The sequence below is a fragment of the Sedimentibacter sp. B4 genome (assembly GCF_000309315.1).
In the GTDB taxonomy this organism is placed as follows: Bacteria; Bacillota; Clostridia; order Tissierellales; family Sedimentibacteraceae; genus Sedimentibacter; species Sedimentibacter saalensis.
Genome location: NZ_CANG01000516.1, coordinates 1 through 268, shown reverse-complemented (window position 1 = coordinate 268; position 268 = coordinate 1). Strand labels below are relative to the sequence as shown.

General features: G+C 69.0%; 1 protein-coding gene. It reads right to left on the bottom strand.

Annotated features, from left to right (window positions below; genetic code table 11):
• A partial coding sequence (locus BN358_RS23770) for a cytochrome c biogenesis CcdA family protein (RefSeq protein WP_232233133.1) occupies positions 1 to 268 on the bottom strand: 268 nt, incomplete at both ends.

Genomic DNA, 268 nt, shown 5'->3' with positions numbered 1-268 from the left:
AGCAGGAACAGGGCCATCGCGAGCACGACGAGCCCCGAGATCCGGGTGAGCAGGACGCGGTTCGCGTACAGCACCTGCCCGGCCGCGGTCACCGAGAGTCCGAGCAGGACGAACACCGTGCTGAAGCCGATGATGAAGCCCAGCGACGTCTTCAGCACCTGCGCCAGGTGCGCGCGTCCACCGGCCTGCACGGACGCGGCGCCGAGCCCTGTGACCACGGAGACGTACGCGGGGATCACCGGCAGGACACAGGGGGAGAGGAACGACA